The organism is Burkholderia sp. BCC1644, assembly GCF_902833225.1.
Classification (GTDB): Bacteria; Pseudomonadota; Gammaproteobacteria; order Burkholderiales; family Burkholderiaceae; genus Burkholderia.
Genome location: NZ_CADFEI010000033.1, coordinates 42,698 through 61,608, shown reverse-complemented (window position 1 = coordinate 61,608; position 18,911 = coordinate 42,698). Strand labels below are relative to the sequence as shown.

Genomic DNA, 18,911 nt, shown 5'->3' with positions numbered 1-18,911 from the left:
ACGTACTTCAAGCGTTACGGCAGCCTCGACGAGCAGATCGCGCCGATCCTGTTCCTCGCGTCCGACGAGGCCAGCTACATCACCGGCACGGTGCTGCCGGTCGCGGGCGGCGATACGGGTTGAGCAGTACGCCGCTTGCCTTTGTTCATCGACAGTCAGACGGCCCGCGCGAAGACGCCGAACAGTGTGGTTGCTCAACGATCCGGGCAGCAATCGCCATCTTGGCATCAAGCCTTTCGTTTATCTTCCCACCGGCAGCTACAACGTCAATCATGCGCTGACTCTCGTTGAAAGCCGCTGGAATTTCTCGCTGAGATTGAACTCTTGCGTGCGAGTCACGGTGTTCAAAAGAACATTTTTTGCTTGACATTCCCACTAGAGGAAACCGTCGTGCTGACGGTCGGGTCAGTCCCCTGAGGCTCTCGCCCGCTTTTGCAATTTCCTTCAGACTCCGCCGCTGAGTCCCCGGGTTCAATGAAAGTCATTGTGTGGCCCGTTCGGTCGACTCTACGCAAAACTACGATCAAGTCGCAATGGTGTCGTGGTTTTCAGGCGACCTGGCGGTGAAAGTCCAACAAGTCTCAATCCTACTGCGCTCCAGAGAAGTCCGCTCCATGTTCAAGCCAGACTCCCGAATCCTCCTGTTGGGCATCTTTGCCTCTCTTTGCTTCATGGGCGGTATCGCCAAGGCTGCGTCGGTGATTGGTATTGCGTCGATCCTATTTCCTGAACTTGCGGCGCTTTCTTACGACGTCTTCGTCCGGCCGTGCGGGTATGGGCGCGCGCGCCATTGATGCTCACGATCACGCCCGTAATTGCAGCTCTGTTGGGCGTAGCTGTTACCCACTACATGCCATATGGACCTTGGTCGATCGCAGCATGCGTCCTCGGGTCGATCGCGATCATCAAGGTACTGCGATCACCCGTGGCGCCAGCAATTTCAGCCTGCTTTCTGGCGTTGGCGCTAGGCGAGACGAGTTGGTAGTATCCTGCTTCGATACTAGTCGGAACCTGCTTACTCGCTGGTCTGTCGATGGCGCACCAGGGGCTTTTTGCCGCCAGCGAACTTTCAACACGGTCTAGCCCGGTTGACGTTCTCGATGACGAACTGGAGCGTGTACCTCGGCAATTCACATGGGTGCCGTTCTTTACAGCATTCTTGCTGCTTGCATATCTTGTTTCGACGTGGGTGGGGATCAGGATGATCTTCTTCCCACCCCTCGTCGTCATTGCTTTCGAGATGTTTGCGCACGCAGACATATGGCCATGGGCGCAACGTCCTATTATATTGCCATGTGTTTGCATGATCACAGCAGCGGCTGGTGTAGCTGCGCTCGCTCTCTTTGGACCAGGCTTCGAATCAACGATCCTTGCTATGCTGGCCGGGGTCGTGACGTTGCGTCTCAGTCGCGTGTACGTTACTCCTGCGCTTGCGGTCGGTCTTTTGCCACAGGTCATGCCCCATGCCAACTGGATTTTTCCGCTGGCCGTTGGTATCGGAAGCGCATTGTTGACATTGTCTTTTCTTACCTTCAGGCAATTCTCGTCGGTCGACCAACGAGTGCCGGATTGAGAGGGCGAGGAGTGGCTTTCTGAAACGTTGCGTGTGAGGGCTACACCGATAATTGCCAGGCGACGCAGAGGCACGGCCGTGCTTCGAGTTCGCATGCACCGCTGTTCCACTGACCGGATCGAAGAATTGTGCTGTGACTGTTGCCCGACCTCACAACGGCAGTGCCATGAAGCCTTTGGAAGTGACTGATGGCGCTGGCACTCCTGATTGTCACCGATGTGGAGGCAGAATCGAGAGGCGCCGAGAAGCTGCTGTTGGGGTCAGTGCACTTGATGAGTTGTGTGTTGAGTCCGCTGATTCCGCTTCGGTCGCTGCCCGGAGTGAACCAGCCCGAACCTTGAACCGATCGGTGCGATCGGAATTGTGCGGGGAAAATTGGCGCGAGTAGACTCGATGCATCGCTCTGGTGTGTGGTCCCGTATGAAACTTCCTGACAAGCAATTGAGTCGTGAAAGTGATTCTCCTGCGTTTTGGCGCGAGCAGGAGATGTTGCTCTTCCAGAATGTCATGAATCTGGTAGGGAAGAGCCTTACTCCGGATATCGTCCTGAGGGAGATCTTGCATTTGATGTCGGAACTGCTCGGTTTGAATCGTGGCCGTGTGGTTCTCAAAGATCCCGATGGCGAGACCTGCCGGATCAGGCATGCATACGGCTTAACGCGGTCCGAAATCGACCGTGGCCGCTACCGTCTCGACGAAGGCGTGACAGGCCACGTGCTCGCCCATGGACAATTGGTGATCGTGCAAAATATCGATCGCGACGATGTTTTCCTTGCACGTGCTGTCGCGCGCAAAGATCTACCGCCGGGTCCTGTTTCGTTTATCGCGTTGCCCGTTCGCATCGACGATCAGACGGTCGGCGTACTCGCCTGCCATCGCATTCGCACACGTCATCGCGCGATCGCGAACGATGTGTCGATGCTACGCATCCTCGCAACATTGATTGGACAGTTGCTGCAACTACAGACGATTCTCGAAGCAAAGACACGCGCACTCGAAGAACAAAATCGCATCCTTTTGCATGCGCTGGAACACGAAAGCGCTCGCTATGGGATCGTCGGGACATCGGCGCCATTGCTCAAGGCGATATCCGAGCTCGAACGAGTATCGGATGCGACGGCTAGCGTCCTGTTGCTTGGGGAATCGGGCACTGGTAAGGAACTATTCGCGAGGGCGCTCCACCTCGCGAGCCGGCGACGCGACAAGCCATTCATCAAGGTGAATTGCGCGGCAATTCCCGACTCACTATTCGAGTCGGAGCTGTTCGGGTATGAGCGTGGTGCATTCACTGGAGCGAACACAGGCCGACAGGGCCTATTCGAGCAGGCGTCGTCGGGGACCATTTTTCTCGATGAAATCGGTGAGTTACCCTTGTCGATGCAAGGCAAGTTATTGCGCGCACTTCAGGAGGGGATGATCACACGACTCGGTGGGAAGCACGAGATTCGCGTTGATATCCGGCTTGTCGCGGCGACGAATCGAACGCTCGAAAAAGAAGTGAGCGAAGGGCGCTTCAGGCAGGATCTGTTTTATCGGTTGAATGTCATTCCGATCACACTCCCGTCGCTTGCCGAGCGAAAAAGCGATATTCGTGCGTTGGCGCTGCATTTCCTCAACCGGACGAATCAGGCGAACCAGCGTAATGTCAGCCTATCGGCCGACGCCTATCGGCGTCTGGAAGAGCATACATGGCCAGGAAACATTCGCGAACTGTCGAACTTCATCGAGCGAGTCGTGCTACTTGCGGAAAAAGCTATTCTGGAGGCTGACGATATCGATCGCTTCATGCCCGCTGCGGAACTCATGGATAAGAAGGCTTCGGTGGAACGGTCGCTGCCGGGACATCATCACGCCTCCGTCGCGCGGCCTTATCTGACGAACAATTCGCATACGGCGGAGCAACTTAAGGAAGCGTTGCGCACGAGCGGAAACAAGTCGCGCGCAGCTCAGATACTCGGACTCACGCCGAGGCAATTCAATTACCGCTGGAAGAAAGTCGTGAAGTCCTAGTCGGTACGACTCCCGTGAGGTCGGGCTTGCCTGTCGCAAGGCGACAAAGACGGGTTGGCATCGCTGCCAGAGCCGCATGGTGTGGTCAGGACCGCACGCGGCGATTTGCACCGTGGCAGTCAGCATGGAGGACGATGGCACGCTGTCTGTCGGTCTCGATGCCCATAAGGACTTGATCACAATCGCCTATGCGTTCGGCGCGAGCTTGGTCGAACTGCTTGGCGAGATCTATACGATCTGGATGGCTATCGATCGGTTATGAAAGCCCCTGCAGTCGAACGCCCGATGCATCAGCGTGCGTATACGAGGCTGGCCCGTTCGGCTATGAGCTTTACCGACAACTCGCGCAGAAGGGTTGCGTCTGCATGGTGTGCGCGCCGTCCTTGATTCCTGCGAAGCCGGGAGAATGGAGGAAGGCTGATCGTCGCGACGGGATCATGCTGGTGCGATTGCTACCTGCCGCGACCTTTCAGTGGTCTACGTGCCCAGCGTCGAAGACGAAGCGTTTCACGATGTGGTCCGTACCTCGGTTAGCGCCAAGGACGATCGGAAGCCGACACGGCAGCGGCTGAAAGCCTTTCTACCCTAGCGTGGTGTGCGCTATATCGCGTCGAGCCGACTAGGGGCCGGCGCACCGGTGCTTTGGCTGAGCAAGACTGCGTGCGACAGCGTATGGCAGAAACTGGCGTTGGAGGGGCATTGGCGCACGATTGAGGACCGCCTCGCGCAATGTACCGGCTGGAGGCAGCCTTGCGCGAGGCGGTTGTCCACTGGCGCCTGTATCCGGCGATGTTGTGTCTGCAGACGATGCGCGGCGTGCAGTGCACCAAGCAGTGGGCGTGCGCGCCGAGCTGGGCTAGCTGTCACGCTTCGTGCACCCACGCAAGTTGATGACCTGGCTGAGGTGACGCCGGGCGAACACTCGTCACGCGAGAAGCGTCGTCACGGCAGCATCCCCAAGAATGGCAACAGCGATGAGAGAAAGCTGCTCGTCGAAGCCACCTGAAGCTACCAGTGCCCGGCCCGCGTGAGTCCCGGAACCAGCCTAGCCGCGAAGGCATCCCCAAGTCCGTCGTCGACCGCGCGGTATGCGCAGATGCACCTGTGTCGGCGCTATCGGAAGCTCGTCGCACGCGGCAAGCAAAAGAATATCGCGGTGATTGCGGCCGCGCGCGAACTCAGTGGCGTCATCTGGGACATCAGCCGACACGTGATGTCACTCGCAGTCCGGTCCGAGGTGTGCATGGCGTAGCGCGACACTTGAACAACGCTTGAATCACCCCAACCACTCGAGAAGGAGTTTCCTGAAGGCGGCGTAGCCTGGCACGCGAGTAGCCCGCGACGCGGCTACGCAACGAGTCTGATTCGACTTGCGGTCCTAGATTGCGGCAGGCTCATAGGGCGGACCTCTGTAATGCGATAACCAGCCCGTGGATATCAGCGTGATTCACCGTCGAGACATACTGCTGCGTCGCCCTCAGGAAAATCGGACAACATGCATTTGAAGACCGAAAAGCCGATCCTGATTGACAGCAGGAGTTATATCAGCCGCTGTGCGTTGGTGGCCGCGGGCGAAGCCAGATCTGACAATTGACATTATCGACATTGTTAACAATGTCGACGTGATTGTCACTCTTCTAATTGTTGCCACGGCAGTGCTTAAAAATTTATTTTATTCATTAAAACAAGCACGTAGATCGAAAAAAAATCGCCTGGCATAACTCTTGTATTAGTGTCTGTGACCGCTTGATGGTCGTTTGAGATGAAACGTGGACACCGTTGGTGCCGCACCGAACAGGAGATTATCTTGACTACTGCCACGACTGAAACCATCGAAACTTTCCTTCGTCCGATCGATCGCGACGGGCTTCTAAATTTCGCGGCATCAGGACGCGACAACCCGGAGCGTCGCGGCACCAACAAGGTGCGCACTGTGATGAAGGGGCAATTTCGCTCGTGGAGCTATGTGGGCGACCACAACCCCGTCGTTGTCGATGAGCCGCTTCATCTGTTCGGCGAAAACACCGTTCCGGCGCCCGGAGAGATTGCGCTGTCCGCGCTCGGAGGTTGCCTCGGCGTCGGCATCACTGCAGTCGCGACGTTCCGCCAGGTCCGCTTGTCACGTCTCGAGATTTCGCTCGAGGGTGATATCGGCAACACGGCGGCATGGGGGGCGGGCGGCGCGGATCGTGTACCAGCGCAGATGGGATTTCAGGAGATCCGCGTCAGGGTGCAGATCGAGGGCGACGCGAGTCGCGAAGAATTGAAGGAGATTGTCGAGCACGCGAACTTCTTTTCGCCGGTCGCCAACACGATGCGCAATCCCGTTCAGTTCAGCATTTCGCTGGCGGACTGATCGAGCATTGCATGCCCACCGCCCTCTGGAAGACGCACCATGAACGTTAGTGATTATTCGGGCAGCCTGCTCGACTCATCCTGGCCTACGGACAGGATCATCGCGGATGTCACTGCTATTGCTGACAAGCAATTGGCCGAAGTTGCCCATCGTATCGACCATGACGGGTTTTACCCATTACACATCATGGCGTCGCTGGGAGCGGTGGGTGCCTTTGGTGCGCATTTGACGTGCGGCGGCGATCGGATCGCGCTGTCGATCGACGCGATGCGCGCGATCAGCCGCCGATGCGGATCGACAGGCTTCATGACGTGGTGTCATGACGTCTGCGGACTGTATATGGAGCAGTCGGGCAATCCGGCGCTCACCGGTGAGTTACTTAGAGAGCACATGATGGGCCGCAGTTTTGGCGGCACTGCACTGTCGAATCCGATGAAGGCACTGGCCGGTATCGAGAAGATGTCGTTGCGTGCGGTGGCTGTGCCCGGTGGGTATCGCGTGAGCGGCGCACTGCCTTGGGTCAGCCATATCGCACCGGGACACCACTTCGGCGCGATGGCCGGCGTGTATCGCGATGACGGTTCGCTGTCGCACGAAATCATGTTTTTGGTCCGTTGCACAGATCAGGTGCACTTGCGTCAGTGCCCAGAGTTCTCTGGGATGGAAGGAACCAGCACGTGGGGCGTGCGGGTCGACGAACTATTCGTCGGCGACGACATGCTGATCGCAGATCCTGCACGTCCTTTCATCGCCCGCATCCGCGCGGTGTTCGTTTTGCTGCAAGTGGGCATGGCGTTGGGCGTGTCGCAGGGAAGCATCGATTCGATGCGCGAGGTCGAACCGGTCCTCGGTCACGTGAACCGCTTTCTACATGACCGCCCGAATGACCTCGAGGCCGAATACGCGGAACTGGCGGAGCAAGTCGCAATGCTTGCGCAAACGCCTTACGACGGAAGCAAGGACTATTTTATGAGCGTGCTAGATGCGCGCGCGCAGGGTGCCGAACTCGCACTACGCGCATCGCAGTCTGCACTGCTGCATCAGGGGGCTCGAGGGTATCTCTCCAGCGCTGCTCCCCAGCGCCGTGTGCGCGAAGCGCACTTTGTTGCGATTGTGACCCCGGCGATCAAGCACCTGCGCTGGGAGATGGACCGTTTGTCCCGTGAGGAGATGCCTGTATGAATGCCCTCGATGTGCCGCCGTGGCGACGATTTCTGTGTCGCGCCTGCGGTCTCATTTATGACGAAGAATTGGGCGACGAGGACAGCGGTCTCGTGCCCGGCACGCGATTCGAAGACATTCCGGACGATTGGGAATGCCCTCTTTGCGGTGTGACCAAAGCCGATTTCGAGCCGTGCGACGCAATTCTCGAACAGGAACTGCCGCGGGCGCACGAGGCTGGTGCAGTGACGAACGCCAAGATCGCCGGCGTTGTGATCGTCGGCGCGGGCATCGCGGGATGGAGCACGGCCGAGGCCGTGCGCGCACTCGATCGCGAAGTCCCTATCACCCTCGTGACCGCTTGCAAGGGGGACCGCTACCACAAGCCGGAAATTTCGGTCGCGTTGAGCCGCGGTTTGGCGCCGGGCGACATGATCCGCGATCCGGCCGCCGATGCGGCCCGCCGGCTCGGCGTTCGCGTGATCGCAGACACATTCGTCGTTGGCATTTCGTCGCGTACGCGTCAGTTACGCACGACGCGCGGCAGTTTTCGATACACGAAATTGGTGCTCGCACAAGGATCGCGGCCCGCGCTTCCCGCGTCGCTTCCGGCAGAGCTGTGCTGGCGCGTGAATGACTTTGTCGGCTGGCAAGGTTTGCATGCGCGATTGAGCAACGGGGCGCGTCGCGTAGCCGTAGTCGGTGCGGGCATGGTCGGCGTCGAGCTTGCCGAGGACTTCACGAAGGCCGGTCATGCGGTCACGCTAATCGACATCAACGCGGAGCCGCTGCGTGGACTCGTACCGGACTTCGTCGCGAAGCGCTTGCGCGCTGAGCTGGACTTGCTGGGTTGCCGTTTCCTCGGTTCGACCCGTATCGCTCAAATCGAGATTGCCGCCGATGGCTGCAAGCGCGTCGTGACACGTGACGGCGACGCCCTGTTCGTCGACGAGGTGGTGGCGGCGACCGGACTTGAGACGGAATCGCGGCTCGCGCGCGACGCAGGACTCGCATTCGACAACGGAATTGTCGTTGACGCACGGACCATGCAGACGAGTCATGCGGACATCTATGCCGTAGGCGATTGCATCAGCATCGATGGAGTGCCGTGCCGTTTCATCGAACCCATCGCACGGCAGGCGAATGCGCTCGCGCATCATGTCTTGGGACTGACGCACCAAGGTTACCAGCACGGAACACCTGTCATTCGTTTGAAGACGCGCGCGTTCCCAATTGTGGTTCACGGTTTGCCTCGCGCGAATGGCATATGGCGCGAAGCGACGACTTGCGACGACAGTATCGTCGCCGAGCAGTGGCTTGGCGCGGAGCGAGTCGCACGCCTCGTAGCGGGGCGTGCGACGCCGCAACAGGTTGTGTGATATGCAAAGCGCCCGTCTTTCTGTGAATCGCCTTTCAACTGTCCGATACATAGGGTCCCGTGAGCATGAATGACAACCTGTACCAACCCTACAGCGCCGATCGATCGCTCGATGGTTGCTCGTGCGGTAAGCACCTGAACCAATCCGAACACGAGTCGGCGGCGAACGCGCGGCTGGCTGTCCGTCGCGAGGATGCGGATGCACTATCGCAGGACTTCGTCGAGGCTGCAGTCGTGCGCGCTCTCTTTCCCAACGACCTGATTCGCCGCAGGTTTTTGAAGGCCGTCGGAAGCAGCGTAGCGCGCGCGGCGATCGCGAGCGTGTTGCCGCTGGCTGCCCTTCAGGCGATGGCTGGCGAGCGGCCCGGCGCGATAGAAAAGAAGGATCTGAAAATCGGCTTCATCCCGATCAACTGCGCGACGCCGCTCATCATGGCGGATCCACTGGGATTCTATAAGGAACAGGGGCTCAACGTCACACTCAGTAAGACCGCCGGATGGGCGCTTGTGCGCGATCAGATGCTCAACCGTCAGCTCGACGCGTCGCATTTTCTCGCGCCGATGCCTCTGGCTATTTCCGTCGGGCTGGGGTCGTCGCCGCAGCCGATGCGTGTGGCGGCAATCGAGAACATCAATGGTCAGGCGATTACGCTTGCGCTGCGGCACAAGGACAATCGTGACCCGCGCAACTGGAAGGGTTTCAAGTTCGCAATCCCGTTCGAGTACTCGATGCACAATTTCCTATTGCGCTACTACCTCGCGGAGTACGGTATCGATCCCGATCGCGACGTGCAACTGCGAGTGACACCGCCGGCCGAAATGATCGCTAACCTGCGCGCGGGCAATATCGACGGGTTCCTGGGGCCAGATCCATTCAATCAACGTGCGGTGTACGACCAAATCGGCTTCATCCACATCTTGTCGAAGGACATCTGGAATGGCCACCCGTGTTGCGCGTTCGGCGTGTCACAGGAATTCATCACGCAGAATCCGAATACTTTTGCGGCGCTGTTCCGTGCGCTTTTCAAAGCGTCGGCGAGCGCACACAAGGCCGAAAACCGGCCCGCGATCGCCAGAGCGATTTCGACGCCGAACTATCTGAACCAGCCAGAAACGGTTGTTCTACAAGCTTTGAGTGGGCACTACGCGGACGGTCTCGGCAACGTACGTAACGAACCGGACCGGGCGGACTTCAACCCGATACCATGGTACTCGATGGCAACCTGGATGCTCACGCAGATGCGTCGTTGGGGGTACATCAAGAGCGATGTCGATTATGCCTCGCTCGCGCGAAAGGTTTTCCTGCTTACAGACGCGCGGGCACGCATGAAGGAACTTTCCGACCCGTTCTCGAGCACGATGGATCCTGCGAGCGGTTTCCAGACGTACACGATCATGGGACGCGAGTTCAATCCGGCTGATCCCAAGGGCTATGTCTCCAGTTTTTCGATCAGGAGAGCGTGAAGTGAAATCCCCCATGAAAGCGACACTTCGCATGCGCGCTGCGCTGATTTCGCTGTTCGTGCTGTGTCTGGCCGCTTTGGTCTGGCAGATTGCCACGACGCAGCAAGGACAGACGCCGCAACTGCATGTGACACCCGAGCAGATCGAATATGCGAAGTTGATGGGCCAACCGGTGCCAGGAGATGACGCCGGCGCGACGCGGCACGACGGCTTTCCGACGCCGGCGCAGTTTCTCGCAGTCGGAATGAGTAATCTCGCCCATCCGTTCTACGATCATGGCCCCAACGACAAGGGCATCGGTATACAGCTGGCATGGTCGTTGATGAGGGTTGCGGGAGGCTATCTGCTCGCGGTCGTCGTCGCTGTTCCGTTTGGATTTGCCATCGGTATGTCACCGGTTCTGTACCGCGCGTTCGACCCGTTCATCCAGTTGCTCAAGCCGATCTCTCCACTGGCATGGATGCCTATTGCGCTCTATACGATCAAGGATGCGTCGCTTTCCGCCATCTTCGTGATCAGCATCTGCTCGATCTGGCCGATGCTGATCAACACCGCGTTCGGCGTCGCGAACGTGCGCAAGGACTGGCTGAATGTCGCGCGGACACTCGAGGTCCAGCCGATGCGCAAAGCATTCCAGATCGTTCTGCCGGCTGCTGCGCCTACGATCGTCACGGGAATGCGGATATCGATGGGTATTGCATGGCTCGTGATCGTCGCAGCAGAGATGCTGGTCGGTGGGACCGGGATCGGGTATTTCGTCTGGAACCAGTGGAACAACTTCTCACTGCCGAACGTGATCTTCGCCGTGCTGGTCATCGGTGTCGTAGGCATGGTTCTCGATCTGATGTTTGCGCGTCTGCAAAGGAAGGTGACCTATGCCGAGTAATGATGGTCGTGCCAGTTCGCGGCAAGCTTTCGTCGAAGTCGACGAACTCTCGAAGCAGTATCGTGAGGACATACCCCCCGTCTTCGAAGACGTGACGTTTCGCATGGACCAGGGTGAGTTCATCTGCGTTATCGGGCATTCTGGGTGCGGCAAGAGTACGATCCTTAATGTGCTTGCCGGACTCGAGGAAGCATCGTCCGGGGTGGCGGTGATGGCGGGGCGAGAAATCGCGGGCCCGAGTCTCGATCGTGGTGTGGTATTTCAAGGGCATGCACTGTTGCCGTGGCTGACCGCGAAGCAAAATGTGGAGTTCGCCGTACGTTCGCGTCATCCGGACTGGAGCAGAGCAGCAATCACCGAGCACACGCTGCGATTTCTCGACATGGTCGGGCTGTCGCACGCGGTAGACAAGAAGCCGTCCGAGTTGTCGGGTGGCATGAAGCAGCGAGTCGGTATCGCACGTGCGTTTTCGGTCGAGCCGAGAATGTTGATGATGGACGAACCGTTTGGCGCACTCGATGCGCTCACGCGAGGTGTCATTCAGGACGAGCTGCTGAGGATTTGTGCGGCGACCAATCAGACCGTTTTTATGATCACGCACGATGTCGATGAAGCCATATTGCTGGCCGACAGAATTTTTTTGATGAGTAATGGTCCCCGTGCACGCTTGGCGGAGATTGTTGTCAATCCGCTACCGAGAAGCCGGACACGCGAAACGCTTGTCAACGAGCCACAATTCTACGTAATACGAAATTATTTGATCGATTTCCTTGTACGGCGATCGGCACTAATTCAGCAGGAAATAGAAGGCGGCAAGAGTCATCACAAGTCGACGCGCGTCGTCAGGCTGGACGCGAATCCGACCGCCGTCGTCAATCTCGAGCAAAGTCGCGCCGCGCGTTTAGCGTAGTCGGGTATTTGCACTTATGTTGTTACACCTTTTTCCAGGAGAGTTTCGTGATTACTAGCCGCTCGCAAGTGACAGAGATGATCGTGTCAGCCAAAGTTCGAAAGGGCATCAAATGGGTAGATGTGGCACGCCGCGTCGGTCTTTCGAAAGAATGGGCAACCGCTGCATGTCTCGGTCAGATGACGCTCGACAAGGCCCAGGCGGAAACCATCGGCAAGATTTTTGACCTTTCCGACGAAGCCGTCGCGTGGCTGCAGATCGTGCCGTACAAGGGATCGCTGCCGACGCCGGTGCCGACCGATCCGCTGATCTACCGTTGGTATGAAGTGGTGAGCGTCTATGGCACGACGATCAAGGAATTGATCCACGAGGAATTCGGCGACGGCATCATGAGCGCCATCGATTTCTCGATGGACATCCAGCGCGAGGCCGATCCGAGGGGTGATCGCGTCAACGTTGTGCTGTCTGGCAAGTTCCTGCCGTACAAGAGTTACTGACGCGTGACGACCTGTTCCGGCGTGTGATTTGCGGTGCCGTAACTGGCGTTGTTCTCGGCCTGACGGATGGCACCGGAGTGCTGGCCGTGCTATTTCTGGCGCCTTCTTCGGGGCGCCGCCGATCTCGCGCTTTGCAGCCGCGGTCGCTGCGCTGGGCGTCGTCGCGGTGGTGCGGCCGCGCTTGAACTGCCTACGATCGCCGATCTTGCTCATCCCGCTGGCGGAAGCGAGCAGATTACCGGAATGCGACGCGTGCGTGCGCGACGAACTCGTCGTCGATCGGCTGGTGCACGAGCAGGTGCGAATACCGGGGTCGTCGCCAATTCACAGTCATCTGTGTTTCAGAAGGCTATCGCCATGACCGTGGAAAGAACGTTGATCGATACCCTTGTTTTCTAAGCTGGTCAGGAGTATGAACCGTACCGGGAATCATGGAGGCTGGTTGGCTTAAGTTAATAGCGGTTCACCGGTAATCTGTTTTCGTTGTCGATAGAAGTTTGCCTTAGCCTCGGCGGGCGGAATATAGCCGAGTGGTTTCATCAGCCGATGGTTATTGAACTAGACCACCCGTTCCAGCGTAGCCAATTCGACGGACTCACACGTTTTCCAGGCGGTGCGGCGGTGATTCAGTTCAGCTTTGTACAGACCGTTGATCGTTTCCGCCAGCGCGTTGTCGTAACTGTCGCCCCGGTTGCCTACCGACGGTTTGAAGCCAGCCTCGGCCAATCGCTCGCTATAGCGAATGCTGACGTAATGGGCCCCGAGATCAGAGTGACGGATAAGAGATCCATCGTCGCCGGGCCGACGGACGTAAAGCGCCTGCTCAAGTGCGTCCAGAACGAAGTTCGCGGTCATCGAGGTACTGACACCTGCGATCGTGGCGTCGTCCGGCAACGGCTGCGCTGAATCCAGCCAACTACGTGCGTCCGCCTCGCGGCGCACGGACGTCAGCTTCTTGCGTCCCATCAAACCGCGCGTGCTACGTCGAGATCGGAGTCGCCTTGCCGCATGCGGACAAGGACTTGGCGGTACTCAAACAATTCGAACTTCCTGTTGGTCATAGATGCTCCGTTCAAAAAGAACGGAGCGTACCGACTCGGAAAGTTCGAACCGCGTCCTCGCCTCAATGCTACTGGAGCTTATATGCCGCCCCTCAGGTGGCTCCTTTATGCCGACCCCGCATTGGCTCAATAGCACCGCCCTGTGACAGCTTGGCGAACAATGAGGATAACGACGTTGGCGAGGGCGATGCTGGTGGCAGATCTAAAACTCGTTTGAACTCATGCGGTCTCTAGGGCTGATACGGCCGCGAGCGCATTCTCCAGTGCAAGTTGGCGATCCGCTTCACCAATTGCGGTACCTTCTGCGCGGATGATCTCCAAATGCGTGATCCCAAGGAAACTGAAGAAGCTTTGCAGGTGACTCTCCTGATGGTCCATCGATGCCATTGGAGAAGGCGCACTATAAACGCCCCCACGTGAAGAGGCGACAATGATGCGTTTCCCGCCGCACAGGCCCAGCGGACCGGCCTCACTGTAGCGGAAGGTCTTGCCGGCAACGGTTAGCCAGTCCAGCCAAGCTTTCAATTGACTGGGTACCCCGAGGTTGTGCATCGGAGCCCCAATTACGACGACCTCGGCGGATAGGAATTCATCAAGCATTTCGCTGTCGCCGGCAGGGGCACTGGACAGGTGTCTAACTGGCTCCGCAGCCAAATCGCGATACGTCACGACTGCGCTCGGATTTGCTTCTCGCAGGCGGTGGGTAATGGCAGCGGTCAATTTGCGAGTGACCGAATTCTGACCGGTGATGCTGGAATCGACATGCAGAAGGTTCATAGTGAATCCTGTATGTAAAGAAAGATTGATCGTCCCGACATGTTAGAGTCCAGTAGGAATTGCGCAAGGAGGTACTTTTATGAGCGATACGAACACGGATGTTCGTGGCCACGAACACGCGGGATGTGCCTCAGTCGTTGATGTCCTTGCCCGCATTGGCGACAAATGGACAGTTATGGTAGTAGGCACGTTGTGCGAAGGTCCGCTGCGATACAACGAGTTGCAGCGGCAGGTGGGCGGTATTTCGCAACGCATGCTGACGCTGACCCTCAAGGGTCTGGAGCGAGATGGGTTAGTTAGCCGGACTATGTACCCAACCATTCCGCCGCGTGTCGATTATGATCTGACGGATCTCGGCCGCAGCTTGATGGGGCCGTTGCGGGCGCTATACCAGTGGGCGTTGGAGCACCAAGATGAGATGGCTATGGCACGCCATACTTTTGAGCAAAAGTCGACGGGACGGGATGTGACGCATGGCGTGCTGTATGTACGAAAGTAACCTTGACTATTACAAGGTGAGTGGTTGCTTCTATGAGATGTAAGCTCTTGGGTTCCGGCCGTCGCGCACATAGCGCCGCTGCCATTCAATCTTGGTCCTGCCGTTACCCGGAGTGAGCACTGGTACTGTTGTATCGACGGCATGCGGCTTCGTGGCCGCAATGACGTGCCGGCTCGGGCGTCGACCAGCGGTCGTCGTAGGTCTGCGCCATGGCCCACCGATTGTCCCCGTAGCGAGCGATCGAGAACAACACTATCGGGAGCATTGATCACCGACTGGCGATAAAGCGGCTGGTGATCCACAAACTTCGAAATCAGCGCCAGTAAGCCCGGACCAGCCAGTCCATACTCAACCGGGCGGATCGGAGCAGCAGCTCGCGCGATGTTGTCGCAACGCATACACGCCAGTTTCGAGCGCACATGGCACGCTTACGGATGGAGCCGGCCAGCGCCTTTTTGCAGCGTGAGCAATTCTCGAGAATTGAGGGCAGATTCAAACACTGTCGATAATTCGAGCGACTTCGCATGTACCCGTGTGGAGAATGCGCTTTAGCCCGTCATGGAACGTGGTCGCAACTCTCGAGGAGTGCATCCAAATCTTGCTCGGAAAGCTCTACTGAAATGCGCGGCATCGTTGAAGCCCCACGAAAAAGCAATCTCGCTGATGCTGCGCCCGACAAGGCCCGGGTCGCGGATATCCCGATAGGCGGCGTCAAGACGTTGTGTCCAGATCCAGTCTCCCAATGAGCATGTCTCGGTGCCCCACGTACGATGCAGAGTACTAGGCGACACTTTCAGTTCAGCTGCGATTGACGAAATTGTGAGGCCAGGCTCCCGAAGCCTGTCGCGTACGCAGGACCTGATGCGCTCCAGGTTAAATAGACGGAGCTGCGACATGGGTGCCTGTTTGGCCGCAGGAAGGGTCGACAGTCCTGCGATAAGAATTTGTCTGACGCTGTCGGCGATCGCACCCGCAGATTCGGGAGCGAGCGTATCGATGCTGCCGGCTAACGTATGAATCATATTTAGCATCAGGTGCCCAGCACCGCGATCGCCGCTCACGGTGTTGGCAGTTAATTGTTCCGCACACGGAAATTCTGTCCGCAGCAAGCGCCCCGGGAGCATAAGCACGTACTGTTGGAAGTCGCCATCGAAAGCCAACGTATACGGGCGAGTGCTGTCATACATTGTGAAATCACCCGGCATGAGAGACGCCTCGCGTCCATCCTGCACTACAACTCCATTCCCTCGCGTCTGAATGCTTATCAGGAAATAGTCCTCACCTGATTGTGCAATCTTGGAAGGTGTTCGATGGACCCTCTGCGCACTCGACGTCACTTTCGTCAGACAAAGGGTGGCCAACTGAGCAACGGCAATGCTGCCCTCAATAGTGCTTTGCCTATCCGCTATCTCGCACTCAAGTTGCACGTAAGCGTCGCAGACAATGTCAGACCAATACGCTAGGCGACGGCTGGGATCGACCTGTGTCGTGGAATGTACGCTAAACATATCTGTACCTATCACAAATTGAGTACGCCAAGCAAACCTGGATGGTCTTCCGTCGAGGGTGACTGATTCAGTCAAGAGAGGCGAGACGCAGGGTCAAGCCGTAACAAAATCGTCTTCTTACTATGAGACCTCACAACATGCTACTGAGGTTTCAAATGAACGTCACGCATCCAAAATTTCGTGTTGCAGCCATCCAGGCGGCGCCCGTGTTTCTTGATCTCGAAGGGTCCATCGAGAAGGCGATCATGCTGATTGCCGAGGCTGCTTCCAATGGTGCAAAGCTGGTTGCCTTCGGAGAAGCTTGGCTGCCCGGATACCCGTGGTTCATCTGGCTGGATTCCCCGGCGTGGGGTATGCAGTTCGTTCAGCGTTACCACGACAATTCTCTGGTCTACGGCTCGCCGCAAGCGGACCGGATTGTGCAGGCCGCAAAAAAGCACTCAATCACCGTCGTAATGGGGCACAGCGAGAAGCAGGGCGGCAGCCTCTATCTAGGTCAGTGGATTATCGACGCTGAGGGACAGACCGTTGCGCAACGCCGGAAACTCAAGCCGACACACGTTGAGCGCACAGTATTTGGTGAGGGGGATGGCACGGACTTGGCTGTCTGGCAAACATCTTTGGGCCGCGTCGGGGCCTTGTGCTGCTGGGAGCATCTCCAGCCGTTGTCGAAATATGCGATGTATGCGCAAGACGAGCAATTGCACATCGCCGCATGGCCGAGTTTCTCGGCATATCGAGGAATAGCCAATGCGCTGCAGGCCGATGTGAACATGGCGGCGTCACAAGTCTATGCGGTTGAAGGTCAATGCTTTGTTATTGCCCCGACTTCGCTTGTAAGCGAAGAAATGATCGACATGCTGTGCGGTGAAGATCCGGTCAAGCGTAGCTTGCTTGAACAAGGTGGAGGATCTGCGTCAATCTTCGGTCCGGACGGCACACTGCTGCATGACCGACTGCCTGAAAAGGAAGAGGGCATTGTTTATGCCGAGATCGACCTTGGCGTGATTTCTTTGGCAAAGGCGGCCGCAGATCCGGCCGGCCACTATGCGCGTCCGGACGTAACGCGGTTGCTTCTGGACCGTACGCCAGGACGTCGCGTCGTGTATACGCAGCGCGTGTTTCCGGAAGCCTCGGTTCGTGAGTGTGGCGATCAGCCGGAACATACTTCTGAAGTTGTTACGCCTACTCGTGCAGCGGACTGAACATCTGCAGTACACGTGGTTGCGAAAGTTGTCATAAATATGGATCGGTGAAGGCCTCAATGAAAGTTAATCGAAAATATCTGTTTATCGCGCTCGCAATGCTGATATTCGGAACAGCACCGTCCGCGCATGCTCAGCATGAGCACAGTGGTGGAGAAAATCTCGGGAAGGTAAATTTCGCTGTAGCGTGCAACTCTGAAGCACAGAGTGACTTCAATGTTGCGATGGCTTATTACTACTCGTTCGATTGGAGTAAGATCAACTCGGCGACGAACCGCGTTCTGCAGGATGACCAAAAATGTGGAATGGCATATTGGTTGAAAGCATTGTCGTCGCTTAACAATCCTTTTGCTTGGCCGAGTAGTCTTCCGGCATCTGCTGTTGGCGACGGATCTGCAGCTCTTGATGCCGCGCGAAAGACGGGGCTTGGCTCTCAGCGTGAGCGTGACTATGTTGATGCGCTTTCGGTATATTTCAAAGATGCAGATAAAATTGATCACCGAACGAGGGCGGTGGCGTTAGAGTCTGCGTTTGGAAGGTTGGCAGAGAAATATCCGAATGATTCGGAAGCTTCTGTTTTGTATGCACTTATTTTGTCTGCGAATTCAGATCCGGCGGATAAAAAATATGTTAGGCAACTAAAGGCGGTATCGATTCTCGAGCCAATATTTCAAAAACAACCGAATCACCCAGGAACCGCCCATTTTCTAATTCATAGCTATGACTATCCATTTCTTGCAAAGCGTGGATTGGATGTTGCCAGACTTTACGCAAAAATCGCACCGAGTGCACCACATGCACTTCATATGCCATCGCACATTTTCTCGAGACTTGGTCTTTGGAAGGAATCGATCGCGTCGAATCGCGCAGCCTACGCGGCCGCGAGAGAGGGGACGCTTCAGGCATTCCACTTCTCAGATTTTATGGTTTATGCATATCTTCAGTTAGGTGATGTCAATGCTGCTCGTCAGATAATGGATCAGGCTCGAGCTAGAAAGGTGCTCGACGACCTGGGGGCGTCCTACCCATACGCTGCAATGCCTGCCCGCATCGCGATCGAGACTGATTCGTGGAAGGATGCTGCAAACCTGGAGCTTTCTCCGCCGGCTGATTCATATCCCTGGAAGAAATACCCGCAATCAGAAGCGGTTAACGCCTTTGCCCGAGGAGTTGGCGCGGCGATGAGCGGGGATCCGGAAAAGGCGCATTTTGAATCAGCGCGACTTATCTCGCTTCGTGATGTGGCATTGGCGATGAAGATGAGTTACTGGGCGGAACAGATTGATATTGAGGCACAAATTGTACGTGGTCTCGCGGTCTTTGCTGATGGAAAACACGATGATGGAATCATGGTGTTGAGAGACGCGGCCGAGCGGGAAGATGCAACAGAGAAAAGTGCCGTCACTGCTGGCCCGATTGTGACAGCTCGCGAGATGCTCGCAACGATGCTGCTTCAAACCGGGCATGCTGATGAAGCGTTAATGAACTTCAAGAGAGTTCTTGAAGTCGATCCGAATCGTCACCGCTCTCTTGTCGGAGCGATACAGAGTGCTGAGAAGGCTGGCGATACGAAGGCAGCAACGACATACTCAAAACAGTTGGAGGATTCGATCAGGTAACTATAAA

Annotated in this window: 17 protein-coding genes and 4 pseudogenes; 16 read left to right on the top strand and 5 right to left on the bottom strand. The window is 57.0% G+C overall.

From position 1 onward, the window contains the following. The 13 genes and pseudogenes from HWX87_RS36785 to cynS all read left to right on the top strand — a co-directional run. Nucleotides 1-123 (top strand): SDR family oxidoreductase (locus tag HWX87_RS36785; RefSeq protein WP_176049839.1); only part of this gene is annotated, 123 nt, incomplete at its 5' end. A gap of 61 nt (nucleotides 124-184) precedes the next feature. Continuing rightward, on the top strand, nucleotides 185-367 hold the full coding sequence (locus HWX87_RS36780) for a transporter (protein ID WP_175865953.1): 183 nt from the start codon (nucleotides 185-187) through the stop codon (nucleotides 365-367). A gap of 247 nt (nucleotides 368-614) precedes the next feature. Continuing rightward, nucleotides 615-794 carry a hypothetical protein gene (locus tag HWX87_RS36775; protein WP_175865954.1) on the top strand — a complete coding sequence of 60 codons (180 nt, stop codon included), beginning with the start codon at nucleotides 615-617 and terminating at the stop codon, nucleotides 792-794. A gap of 239 nt (nucleotides 795-1,033) precedes the next feature. Continuing rightward, nucleotides 1,034-1,573 carry a hypothetical protein gene (locus tag HWX87_RS36770; RefSeq protein ID WP_051889734.1) on the top strand — a complete coding sequence of 180 codons (540 nt, stop codon included), beginning with the start codon at nucleotides 1,034-1,036 and terminating at the stop codon, nucleotides 1,571-1,573. Between the two features lie 420 nt (nucleotides 1,574-1,993). Beyond that, on the top strand, nucleotides 1,994-3,583 hold the full coding sequence (locus tag HWX87_RS36765) for a sigma 54-interacting transcriptional regulator (RefSeq protein ID WP_244115935.1): 1,590 nt from the start codon (nucleotides 1,994-1,996) through the stop codon (nucleotides 3,581-3,583). A 124-nt stretch (nucleotides 3,584-3,707) separates the two neighbouring features. After that, nucleotides 3,708-4,835, top strand: a pseudogene (locus HWX87_RS36760) (IS110 family transposase). A 510-nt stretch (nucleotides 4,836-5,345) separates the two neighbouring features. Next, entirely contained in the window at nucleotides 5,346-5,939 is a 594-nt protein-coding gene (locus tag HWX87_RS36755) for an OsmC family protein (protein WP_051889732.1), read from the top strand. 39 nt (nucleotides 5,940-5,978) lie between these two features. Further along, nucleotides 5,979-7,121, top strand: coding sequence for an acyl-CoA dehydrogenase family protein (locus HWX87_RS36750; protein ID WP_043179557.1), 1,143 nt, complete (start codon nucleotides 5,979-5,981; stop codon nucleotides 7,119-7,121). Continuing rightward, complete coding sequence (locus tag HWX87_RS36745) at nucleotides 7,118-8,479, top strand: FAD-dependent oxidoreductase (protein WP_244137838.1); 1,362 nt, start codon at nucleotides 7,118-7,120, stop codon at nucleotides 8,477-8,479. The genes HWX87_RS36750 and HWX87_RS36745 overlap by 4 nt, the downstream gene beginning before the upstream one ends. A gap of 65 nt (nucleotides 8,480-8,544) precedes the next feature. Further along, nucleotides 8,545-9,942 (top strand): CmpA/NrtA family ABC transporter substrate-binding protein, encoded by a 1,398-nt coding sequence (locus HWX87_RS36740; RefSeq protein ID WP_176051684.1) that lies wholly within the window; start codon nucleotides 8,545-8,547, stop codon nucleotides 9,940-9,942. 13 nt (nucleotides 9,943-9,955) lie between these two features. Then, nucleotides 9,956-10,828 carry a nitrate ABC transporter permease gene (gene ntrB / locus HWX87_RS36735; RefSeq protein ID WP_176051683.1) on the top strand — a complete coding sequence of 291 codons (873 nt, stop codon included), beginning with the start codon at nucleotides 9,956-9,958 and terminating at the stop codon, nucleotides 10,826-10,828. Beyond that, nucleotides 10,818-11,738, top strand: coding sequence for an ABC transporter ATP-binding protein (locus tag HWX87_RS36730; RefSeq protein ID WP_176051682.1), 921 nt, complete (start codon nucleotides 10,818-10,820; stop codon nucleotides 11,736-11,738). The genes ntrB and HWX87_RS36730 overlap by 11 nt, the downstream gene beginning before the upstream one ends. A gap of 47 nt (nucleotides 11,739-11,785) precedes the next feature. Then, nucleotides 11,786-12,235: a cyanase gene (gene cynS / locus HWX87_RS36725; protein WP_176051681.1), complete on the top strand. Its 450-nt coding sequence runs from the start codon at nucleotides 11,786-11,788 to the stop codon at nucleotides 12,233-12,235. Between the two features lie 447 nt (nucleotides 12,236-12,682). Here cynS and HWX87_RS36720 read toward each other — a convergent pair. From HWX87_RS36720 to HWX87_RS36710, 3 genes and pseudogenes are all read right to left on the bottom strand, one after another. Then, a pseudogene (locus HWX87_RS36720) lies at nucleotides 12,683-13,102 on the bottom strand (IS3 family transposase); the annotation flags it as partial. Beyond that, nucleotides 13,100-13,296: pseudogene (locus HWX87_RS36715) on the bottom strand (IS21 family transposase); the annotation flags it as partial. The pseudogenes HWX87_RS36715 and HWX87_RS36720, both read right to left, overlap by 3 nt. A 219-nt stretch (nucleotides 13,297-13,515) precedes the next feature. Next, nucleotides 13,516-14,073, bottom strand: coding sequence for an NAD(P)H-dependent oxidoreductase (locus tag HWX87_RS36710; RefSeq protein WP_043179549.1), 558 nt, complete (start codon nucleotides 14,071-14,073; stop codon nucleotides 13,516-13,518). Between the two features lie 79 nt (nucleotides 14,074-14,152). Here HWX87_RS36710 and HWX87_RS36705 point away from each other — a divergent pair, with 79 nt between their 5' ends. Continuing rightward, nucleotides 14,153-14,572 carry a helix-turn-helix domain-containing protein gene (locus HWX87_RS36705; protein WP_043179548.1) on the top strand — a complete coding sequence of 140 codons (420 nt, stop codon included), beginning with the start codon at nucleotides 14,153-14,155 and terminating at the stop codon, nucleotides 14,570-14,572. Between the two features lie 90 nt (nucleotides 14,573-14,662). Here the strand turns inward: HWX87_RS36705 and HWX87_RS38200 are convergent. Then, nucleotides 14,663-14,994 (bottom strand): annotated as a pseudogene (locus tag HWX87_RS38200) (transposase); the annotation flags it as partial. A 126-nt stretch (nucleotides 14,995-15,120) separates the two neighbouring features. Beyond that, on the bottom strand, nucleotides 15,121-16,080 hold the full coding sequence (locus HWX87_RS36700; RefSeq protein WP_176051680.1) for a helix-turn-helix domain-containing protein: 960 nt from the start codon (nucleotides 16,078-16,080) through the stop codon (nucleotides 15,121-15,123). A gap of 155 nt (nucleotides 16,081-16,235) precedes the next feature. On the opposite strand from HWX87_RS36700, the gene HWX87_RS36695 reads away from it, so the two are divergent. Together HWX87_RS36695 and HWX87_RS36690 are read left to right on the top strand one after the other, a co-directional pair. Further along, the gene (locus tag HWX87_RS36695) at nucleotides 16,236-17,285 is read left to right on the top strand and encodes a carbon-nitrogen hydrolase family protein (RefSeq protein ID WP_175865894.1); all 1,050 of its coding nucleotides are present in this window, start codon (nucleotides 16,236-16,238) and stop codon (nucleotides 17,283-17,285) included. A 59-nt stretch (nucleotides 17,286-17,344) separates the two neighbouring features. Beyond that, nucleotides 17,345-18,904 carry a hypothetical protein gene (locus HWX87_RS36690; protein WP_175911449.1) on the top strand — a complete coding sequence of 520 codons (1,560 nt, stop codon included), beginning with the start codon at nucleotides 17,345-17,347 and terminating at the stop codon, nucleotides 18,902-18,904. The last annotated feature ends 7 nt before the right edge of the window (nucleotides 18,905-18,911 follow it).

Bases quoted from the DNA above. Each gene is read 5' to 3' on its own strand.
- HWX87_RS36750 (WP_043179557.1), top strand. From the start codon at position 5,979: ATGAACGTTAGTGATTATTCGGGCAGCCTGCTCGACTCATCCTGGCCT.
- HWX87_RS36740 (WP_176051684.1), top strand. From the start codon at position 8,545: ATGAATGACAACCTGTACCAACCCTACAGCGCCGATCGATCGCTCGAT.
- ntrB (WP_176051683.1), top strand. From the start codon at position 9,956: ATGAAAGCGACACTTCGCATGCGCGCTGCGCTGATTTCGCTGTTCGTG.
- HWX87_RS36765 (WP_244115935.1), top strand. From the start codon at position 1,994: ATGAAACTTCCTGACAAGCAATTGAGTCGTGAAAGTGATTCTCCTGCG.
- HWX87_RS36710 (WP_043179549.1), bottom strand. From the start codon at position 14,073: ATGAACCTTCTGCATGTCGATTCCAGCATCACCGGTCAGAATTCGGTC.
- HWX87_RS36730 (WP_176051682.1), top strand. From the start codon at position 10,818: ATGCCGAGTAATGATGGTCGTGCCAGTTCGCGGCAAGCTTTCGTCGAA.
- HWX87_RS36700 (WP_176051680.1), bottom strand. From the start codon at position 16,080: ATGTTTAGCGTACATTCCACGACACAGGTCGATCCCAGCCGTCGCCTA.
- HWX87_RS36705 (WP_043179548.1), top strand. From the start codon at position 14,153: ATGAGCGATACGAACACGGATGTTCGTGGCCACGAACACGCGGGATGT.
- HWX87_RS36775 (WP_175865954.1), top strand. From the start codon at position 615: ATGTTCAAGCCAGACTCCCGAATCCTCCTGTTGGGCATCTTTGCCTCT.
- HWX87_RS36690 (WP_175911449.1), top strand. From the start codon at position 17,345: ATGAAAGTTAATCGAAAATATCTGTTTATCGCGCTCGCAATGCTGATA.
- HWX87_RS36770 (WP_051889734.1), top strand. From the start codon at position 1,034: ATGGCGCACCAGGGGCTTTTTGCCGCCAGCGAACTTTCAACACGGTCT.
- HWX87_RS36745 (WP_244137838.1), top strand. From the start codon at position 7,118: ATGAATGCCCTCGATGTGCCGCCGTGGCGACGATTTCTGTGTCGCGCC.
- HWX87_RS36695 (WP_175865894.1), top strand. From the start codon at position 16,236: ATGAACGTCACGCATCCAAAATTTCGTGTTGCAGCCATCCAGGCGGCG.
- HWX87_RS36755 (WP_051889732.1), top strand. From the start codon at position 5,346: ATGAAACGTGGACACCGTTGGTGCCGCACCGAACAGGAGATTATCTTG.